At 60.7% G+C, this 7569-nt stretch carries 9 protein-coding genes and 1 pseudogene; 5 read left to right on the top strand and 5 right to left on the bottom strand.

The window, feature by feature from the left end:
* The coding region (gene tnpB / locus CKW16_RS15285) for an IS66 family insertion sequence element accessory protein TnpB (RefSeq protein ID WP_141232741.1) at positions 1-146 on the bottom strand (146 nt) is incomplete at its 3' end.
* Positions 147-223: 77 nt separating this feature from the next.
* Between tnpB and CKW16_RS15280 the strand changes: the two are divergent.
* Positions 224-490: pseudogene (locus CKW16_RS15280) on the top strand (GNAT family N-acetyltransferase); the annotation flags it as partial.
* Positions 491-531: 41 nt separating this feature from the next.
* Here the strand turns inward: CKW16_RS15280 and CKW16_RS15275 are convergent.
* Positions 532-840 carry a panthothenate synthetase gene (locus CKW16_RS15275; protein ID WP_095129102.1) on the bottom strand — a complete coding sequence of 103 codons (309 nt, stop codon included), beginning with the start codon at positions 838-840 and terminating at the stop codon, positions 532-534.
* A gap of 290 nt (positions 841-1130) precedes the next feature.
* Between CKW16_RS15275 and CKW16_RS15270 the strand changes: the two genes are divergently transcribed.
* From CKW16_RS15270 to phnE, 4 genes are read left to right on the top strand one after another with little or no spacing between them, the layout of a single operon-like run.
* The gene (locus tag CKW16_RS15270; RefSeq protein WP_095129094.1) at positions 1131-1982 is read left to right on the top strand and encodes a putative selenate ABC transporter substrate-binding protein; all 852 of its coding nucleotides are present in this window, start codon (positions 1131-1133) and stop codon (positions 1980-1982) included.
* The gene (locus tag CKW16_RS15265) at positions 1979-2776 is read left to right on the top strand and encodes a phosphonate ABC transporter ATP-binding protein (protein ID WP_095129093.1); all 798 of its coding nucleotides are present in this window, start codon (positions 1979-1981) and stop codon (positions 2774-2776) included. Before CKW16_RS15270 ends, CKW16_RS15265 begins: the two co-directional genes overlap by 4 nt.
* On the top strand, positions 2770-3597 hold the full coding sequence (locus CKW16_RS15260; RefSeq protein ID WP_074878032.1) for an ABC transporter permease: 828 nt from the start codon (positions 2770-2772) through the stop codon (positions 3595-3597). The genes CKW16_RS15265 and CKW16_RS15260 overlap by 7 nt, the downstream gene beginning before the upstream one ends.
* Positions 3594-4361 (top strand): phosphonate ABC transporter, permease protein PhnE, encoded by a 768-nt coding sequence (gene phnE, locus CKW16_RS15255; RefSeq protein ID WP_095129092.1) that lies wholly within the window; start codon positions 3594-3596, stop codon positions 4359-4361. The genes CKW16_RS15260 and phnE overlap by 4 nt, the downstream gene beginning before the upstream one ends.
* A 38-nt stretch (positions 4362-4399) precedes the next feature.
* Here the strand turns inward: phnE and CKW16_RS15250 are convergent, their stop codons facing one another.
* The 3 genes from CKW16_RS15250 to aguB are packed head-to-tail and all read right to left on the bottom strand — an operon-like array spanning position 4400 to position 7567.
* Entirely contained in the window at positions 4400-5524 is a 1125-nt protein-coding gene (locus CKW16_RS15250; protein WP_095129091.1) for an agmatine/peptidylarginine deiminase, read from the bottom strand.
* Positions 5525-5553: 29 nt separating this feature from the next.
* Positions 5554-6657, bottom strand: a complete 1104-nt coding sequence (locus CKW16_RS15245) for an extracellular solute-binding protein (protein WP_095129090.1) — start codon at positions 6655-6657, stop codon at positions 5554-5556.
* A gap of 1 nt (position 6658) precedes the next feature.
* A complete protein-coding gene (aguB, locus tag CKW16_RS15240) occupies positions 6659-7567 on the bottom strand; it encodes an N-carbamoylputrescine amidase (protein ID WP_095129089.1) in 909 nt (302 codons plus the stop codon).
* Positions 7568-7569: the final 2 nt, after the last annotated feature.

Raw genomic sequence — 7569 nt, 5'->3', positions numbered from 1 at the left:
TTGTTGAGGAAAACGAAAAGCACAGGGTCGAACACGGCGACCTTGATATCCAATTCGACCAGCGCGGCCAGACCATCAATGGATTTTCGGAAGTCCACGGGTTTGGGGTAGAGATAGACTTTTTCGATTTTGGCGTCGGGTCGCATCATGAGTTGCTGGCTCCGGAAGGGATCGGGAGCACAGCATCCGGGATCATCTGGCCGCTTTGAATGTGGGGTTCATGGAGCGCTTACGCTATAACCTGATCGGCATGTGGGTTGAACCCGCTGTACGTGGTTCTGGCGTGGCAGCTCAGCTGGTTGAGGCGGTGAAATCTCGCGCAATCGGCAAAGGGCATGATCGCGTTTTTCTGGATGTATCCCCGGACAATGCAAGAGCCTCGAACCTCTATCTAAAGCAGGGTTTCTCTTTCATCGATGAATGGGAACCTTTGGTCAGCCATCCGCATATCAGGGTTCAGACCATGCTTTGGACGTACGGAACTGACTAACAGGCGAATCGGGGTCGCCAGTACCGACCCCAAATGGCCTCTCAGCACGCCCACGTTTTCCCGAGTGTCTCCAGACCGGCCTTTTGCAGATCCTGTGCGCTCATCACAATCCGGAACTTGCAGGTAGCGTTGAAGTTGAGAAAAAAGGGTTCCGCAAAGGCGGGGATGTCGGAGGGGTCTTGTACGTCGACCACAAAAATCCCAGCACGCATGCCATCTTGTTCAGTAAAGTACGCCGCCTCAGGTTTGATGCTGTTCAGGATGCGCTCAATAACCTCGCCCACCGTCCCCGCTTTGACAAGGGAGTTGAAGGGTTCGTTAGGGCACTCGACCATCAGTAACATCTTCATCATTCAGTCCTCTGTTCCACTTGCAAACCTGTAGTGTCATGAAGAATAGCGAAGCGTGAACCAACCCTCGGGCCGGGTTACGGACGGTCATGAAACATGGCGATTTCGGGCTGTTAAAAGCGCTAACCCAAGGATCATTCTGGCCCGATCGACTCAGGCTTGTCGCACGAACAATTGGGCCAAAAGCGGTCAATTTCGCTCCATTTCGTCTACCCTCACAAAGCGCCATGCAGCAACCAGCTTGCGCTTGGCGTATCGACATTTTTGCCTTAATGCACCGGAGAATTTTCATGCTCAACCGTACCCTGGCATTGGCTGTCGGCTTGACCCTGTCTTTTTGCACCCTGTTGGCGCAGGCCGCCGACACCCTGAAAGTCAGCGCGATTCCCGATGAAGCCCCGACCGAACTGCTGCGCAAGTTCAAGCCGCTGGGCACCTACCTGGAACAGCAATTGGGCATGAAGGTCGAGTTCGTTCCCGTGAGCGACTATCCGGCCGTGGTCGAGGCGCTGGCCACCGACCGAATCGATATGGCCTGGCTGGGCGGCTTCACGTTCGTGCAGGCACGCCTGAAAACCGGCAATGCCATTCCGCTGGTACAGCGCGAACAGGACGCCCAGTTCACCAGCAAATTCATCACCGCCGACCCGGCCGTCAAATCCCTCGCCGACCTCAAGGGCAAGACCTTCGCCTTCGGTTCGGTGTCCTCCACTTCAGGCAGTCTCATGCCGCGCTATTTCATGCTCAAGGACGGCATCAAACCGGAAACCTACTTCAGTCGTGTGGGCTATTCCGGCGCCCATGACGCCACTGTCGCCTGGGTCCAGGCCGGCAAAGTGGACGCCGGGGTACTTAATGCCAGCGTGTGGGAAAAACTGGTCGCCGCCGGCAAGGTCGACACCACCAAGGTCAGAGTGTTTGCGACCACCCCGGCCTACTTCGATTACAACTGGACGGTGCGCGGGACTCTCGACCCGGCGCTGGCGGCCAAGATAAAGGCAGCCTTTCTGGCGCTCGATCCGGCGAACCCGAAAGACAAGGAGATTCTGGATCTGCAGGCCGCCAGCCGATTCATCGAAACCAAACCCGAGAACTACAAGGGCATCGAGGAAGCCGCACGCGCCGCCGAACTGCTCAAATGACGTTGCATCTGACCCAGGTCAGCCTTACCCACGTTAACGGCGTCCATGCGTTGCGTGGTGTGGACCTGCACATCGGTGCCAGCGAACAGGTCGCCATCATCGGTCCGTCCGGCGCGGGCAAGTCGAGCCTGCTCAACCTGCTGGCCACCGCCCTGCGACCGGACGACGGCGAGCTGCAGGTGCTCGGCGAGCGCGCCTGGCAGCTGTCTGCCCGTCAGCGTCAGCGTCTGCGCGCGCGCATCGGCCTGATCCATCAAGCGCCCCCGCTGCCACCGCGCCAACGTGTGGTCACCGCGGTTCTGGCTGGAAAGCTGGGTCAGTGGGGTCTGGGCAAAAGTCTGCTGAACTTGCTGCATCCGGTGGATATTCCGGGCGCACGCGCGGCATTGGCCAGGCTCGACCTCGGCGACAAGTTGTTCGCGCAATGTCAGCAACTGTCCGGTGGACAGCTACAGCGCGTGGGCATTGCCCGCGTGTTGTATCAAGCGCCCGAGGTGTTGCTGGCCGATGAGCCGGTATCGGCCATGGACCCGGTGTTGGCCGAGCACACGCTGTCGGTGCTCTGCCGCCATGCCCGGCAGCACAACGTCACCCTGGTCGCCAGCCTGCATGCGGTGGAACTGGCCCTGGCGCACTTTTCGCGCATCATCGGCTTGCGTGATGGGCAGATCATGTTCGACCTTGCGGCCAGCGAAGTCGACCGCGAGCTGCTCGACAAGCTCTACGCCAACGAACAACTGCAATCCCCACCGATTACTCCGGCGCCCTTGAGTGTGCAGATTCCCCGATGCTGACCCGTGATACCCGAGATCCGGCCACCCGGCCCCGCCTGCTGCTCACCTTGCTGGCCCTTGCCTTGCTGTGGCCGGGCATCCACTTCAGCGAATTGGACCTCAGTGTTCTGGTGGCGAGTGACAGTCAGAGCGAGATGGGCCGGTTTGTCTCAGCCTTCTGGCCACCGGCCCATGGCGAGGAATTCATTGAGCTGTTAGTGCAAGCCACCCTGCAGACCCTGGCCATCGCCACGGCCGGCATGGCCCTGGCGTTGCTGTTGGCCGTCCCTGCCAGCCTGCTGGCCAGTCGGGCTCTGTCGCTGTCTGCTGCCTCCCGCGCCGGCCACCCGAGCTATTGGGGTCAACTGCTGCGTTGGCCGGTACGCGGTTTACTGATCTTCCTGCGCAGCGTGCCGGAAATCGTCTGGGCGCTTTTGTTTGTGCGCGCCGTCGGCCTCGGCCCGACGGCTGGGGTACTGGCCATCGCCATTACCTACAGCGGCATGCTGGGCAAGGTCTACGCGGAAATTTTCGAGTCAGTCGACCAGCGCCCGGCCCACGCGCTATTGCAGGCTGGCAGCGGTCGGCTCGCAGCCTTTTTCTACGGGATCCTGCCCAATGTCGCTGCGGAGCTGCTGTCGTACACGGTGTACCGCTGGGAATGCGCAATCCGCGCCTCGGTGGTGATGGGCTTCGTCGGTGCCGGCGGTCTGGGCCAGCAAATGGACCTGTCGTTGCGCATGTTCGCCGGCGGTGAAGTGGCCAGTTTGTTACTGACGTTTCTCGTCCTGGTACTGCTCGCCGATCAACTCAGCCGCCTGTTGCGCTGGAGGCTGGCATGAACCGCCTGATCAACTTGATGCTGCTCCTGTGTATTGGCGCAGCGGTGGTCGCCTCGTTCATCTACTTGGGCATCGACCTTGGCGAGCTGGGTGGCAGCGGCAACCTGAAGCAGATGGTCGCCTATGCACAGCGCTTTCTCAGCCCGGACTTGAGCGCGGGCCATCTGCAAGCCATCGGCCACGGCGCCCTGGAAACCATCGCCATGTCCGCCCTTGGCACCCTGCTCGCGGCGGTATTCGGCCTGCTGTTGGCATTGCCCGCGGCCGGGCGCTTCGGCTGGCCGTTGCAGAGCGCGTCGCGTCTGGTGCTCAACGCCTTGCGCGCGGTTCCGGAACTGGTGTGGGCTGCGCTGATGGTCCTCGCCGCCGGGCTCGGCCCCAATGCCGGCACCCTGGCCTTGGCCTTGCACACCACCGGCGTGCTCGGCCGGCTGTTCGCCGAAGCGCTGGAAAACACCCCACCCGAACCGGCCGAAGCTATCCGCCTGCAGGGCGGCAATGCCCTATGGGCGTTCTGTTACGGGTCACTGCCCAACCTGTTGCCACAACTACTGGCCTACATCCTGTACCGCTGGGAAAACAATATCCGCATGGCCAGTGTGCTCGGCTTCGTCGGCGCCGGTGGTTTGGGGCAAATGCTCTATGTCAGCCTCAGCCTGTTCCAGGAAGCTCAAGCCAGCACGGTCATTCTGGCCATGCTGTTGCTGGTATTTGCCGTCGACACATTGAGCAGCTGGAGCCGTCAACGCTGGGTCAAGGCCTGACGGCTTCGCAGCACCCGATGGCAAAGAGTTGTTCCAGACTAAGCCAACGGTTGGTGACTGGTCACACAGTGGATACCGCCGCCACCGGCAGCGATGGCGTCGATGTTGAGCTGCACCACTTCACGGTCCGGGTAGAGTTCATACAACACATCGAATGCTTTGGAGTCTGCCGCCTTGTCACCAAACTCGGGCGCAATGACCGCCCCATTGATCACGAAATAGTTGATGTAGCCAGCAGCAAAGTCTGGATTGTTGCGTCTGAACTTGCTCTTTCGTGGGTTGAGCGGTGGCGACACGGTATGCACCTGCAGCTTGCGACCATCGGCATCCGTGGCATTGTTGAGAATGTCCAAATGGGCACGCGTGACGCTGTAATCGTATGACTGAGGGTCGTTGTCGAGGTTGGCGATCACCACGCCTGGCTTGACGAAACGGGCGTAGAAATCGACGTGGGCATCCGTGATGTCCTTACCTTTGATCCCCGGCAGCCATATGATCTTGCGCAAGCCCAAGCGCGCTTTCAGCTCTTGCTCGATCTCGGCCTTGCTCCAATCGGGGTTGCGGTTGGCATTGATCCAGCTGCTTTCGGTCATGATCCCCGTGCCGTGACCATCCACTTCGATACCACCGCCCTCGCCCACCAACTCACTGCGGATATGACGGGCTTCCACAGTGTCAGCCACTAGTGCGGCAACCTGCGTATCCGCGCCGTGCTGCTGTTTGTTGCCCCAGCCGTTGAAGTTGAAATCCACGGCGCCGAGCTCGCCTTTCCCATCGATGACGAAGTTGGCGCCGGTATCGCGCATCCAGATGTCGTCGAGTTCGCTGGTGACGTAGGTGATGTTAGCCGTGCCGCAGTGTTCTTCGGCCAGCTCCCGTTCACGCTCACGACAGAACACGGTCACCGGTTCATATCGCGCGAGGGTGCGGGCAATCAGGCCAATGGCGGCTTGTACGTCGGGGGTGAAATCCTCCCAGATCGCTTCCTGTGCGCCAAACGCGATGAAGGCCCGCTGATGCCTGTCGCCCTCATCCGGCATACGCCAACTGCCGGGGGTGGCCGCTTGCGCGTACAGGGGCGTCAGGCCAAGCCCGATAGACACTGCCGCGCCCAAACCGGCGACTACCGATACCTGTTTGATGAACTCACGACGCGTCGACATGTGTTGATCCCTGGAGTGTTTGTCTGAAGTCATTTCGCGGTGGCCGTCTTGAACTTGGTCCAGGTGCGCATACGCGCCCGCATATCAGGTTGGGGAATGTCCTTGCCCGGAATCAGCCGTGCGTAAGTGGCCTCATCGAGGTAAATATCCGGGTTGTTGCGCATGGTCGCATCGACGCTCGGACGTGCCTTGGCATTGGAGGTAGGGTAGCCGGTGAAGTTACTGATGGCAGCCATGTTGTCCGGGCGCATGACGAAGTTGATGAACGCATAGGCGTACTCCGGATGTTTGGCGTCGACCGGAATCGCCATGGTGTCCATCCACACCGTGGTGCCTTCACGGGGAACACGGTATTGAAACATGACGTTCTTGCCGGCGGAATCCGCCGTCCGTTGCGCCTGCGTCATGTCCCCGCTGTAACCGAGCGACAGACACAAGTTGCCGTTCACCAGGTCGGTCACCGGCTGCGACTGGTACTTGCGGATGTACGGCCGAAGTTTCAGCAGCAGCTCACTCGCCGCGGCCAAATCTTCAGGCTTGGCGCTGCGTGGCTCCCGGCCCAGATAATTGAGCACGACTGCCAGCACTTCGTCCGGCGAGTCGATCATCGAAATGCCGCAGTCGGCAAATTTGGCAGCCAGTTCCGGCTTGAACAACATGTCGAGGCTGTTGACCGGTGCATCCGGCAAACGCTGTTTGATCTGCTCGGCATTGTAGGTCAGGCCGATGGTGCCCCAGGTGTAGGGGACGGTGGCCTGGCGCGAGTACTCGTAATGCGTTCGCAGCTTCTGCAAGCCGGGTTCGATGTCATCCAGGGCCGTGAGTTTTGAGCGATCCAGCGGTTGCAGGCTGCCGGCGCGCATCAAGCGTTCGGCGACGGTGTCACCCGGGAAGATCAGGTCATAACCGCTGCCGCCAGCGAGCATTTTGGCTTCCAGCGTCTCACTGCCATCCATGACGTCGTAGATCACTTTGATCCCGGTTTCGGCGGTGAATTTGGCCAGCGTGTCCTCGGCAAAATAATCGGCCCAGTTGTACAGCCGGAGGGTTTTCTCTTCCGCGTGCAGCGCCGGCAAGGCACAGCCCAGCGCCAGGCCCAAGGCGCCGCTCAACAGCTTTTTGATCGTGTGCATATCAAACCTCTTGAGTCTTCCAGCGTGCATGGGTGTGACGACCGTCCTGAGTCAACAGCGCGCCGTACATGTCCGGACGGCGATCGCGGTAGATGCCCCAGCTCAGGCGCTCTTCGCGCATCGCGGCCAGGTCCAGGCTTTGCACCAGCACGCCGGTACTGTCGCGGTCGGCCTCGGCGAGCAACTTGCCCTTGTGGTTACAGATAAACGACGAGCCGTAGAAGCTCATTTGCAGGGCAGGATCGGTGGTCGCCGCCTCGCGGCCGACGCGGTTGGCGGCCACCACCGGCAGCAGGTTGGCGGCGGCGTGGCCGCGCATGGTCATCTGCCAGTGGTCACGGGAATCCAGCGCCGCGCAGCCAGGCTCAGAACCTATGGCGGTGGGAAACAGCAAGACTTCAGCGCCCATCAACGCCAGGCAGCGCGCGGTCTCGGGGAACCACTGATCCCAGCAGATCCCCACACCCAGGCGCCCGAACGCTGTGTCCCAGACACGAAAACCGGTATCGCCGGGGCTGAAGTATTCCTTCTCCTGATAGCCGATGGCGTTGGGAATGTGGGTCTTGCGATACACGCCCAGCAGGCGCCCATCGGCATCGGCCACACTCAAGGAATTGAAGTAGGCATTGCCGGCCTTTTCGAACCAGCTCAGCGGCAGCACCACTCCCAACTCTTTGGCCAATGCGGCAAAGCGCTTGAGCACAGGGCTGTATCGATATTCGGCGGCCAGCTCCAGGTGCTTGTGGCTTTGCTCGATGCAGAAATACGGCGTGGCAAACAGCTCCTGCAACAGGATGACCTGGGCGCCTTTGGCCGCGGCCTCGCGCACCAGTTGCTCGGCCTGATCGAGGTTGTGTTGCAGGTCCCAGGTGCAGGGCATCTGGGTGGTAGCGATGGTCAGAAGCGTCATGA

The sequence above is a fragment of the Pseudomonas sp. Irchel s3h14 genome, from assembly GCF_900187425.1.
Taxonomy (GTDB): domain Bacteria; phylum Pseudomonadota; class Gammaproteobacteria; order Pseudomonadales; family Pseudomonadaceae; genus Aquipseudomonas.
The sequence above is the reverse complement of the archived record's forward strand: the minus strand, read 5'-3'. Positions and strand labels throughout refer to the sequence as shown.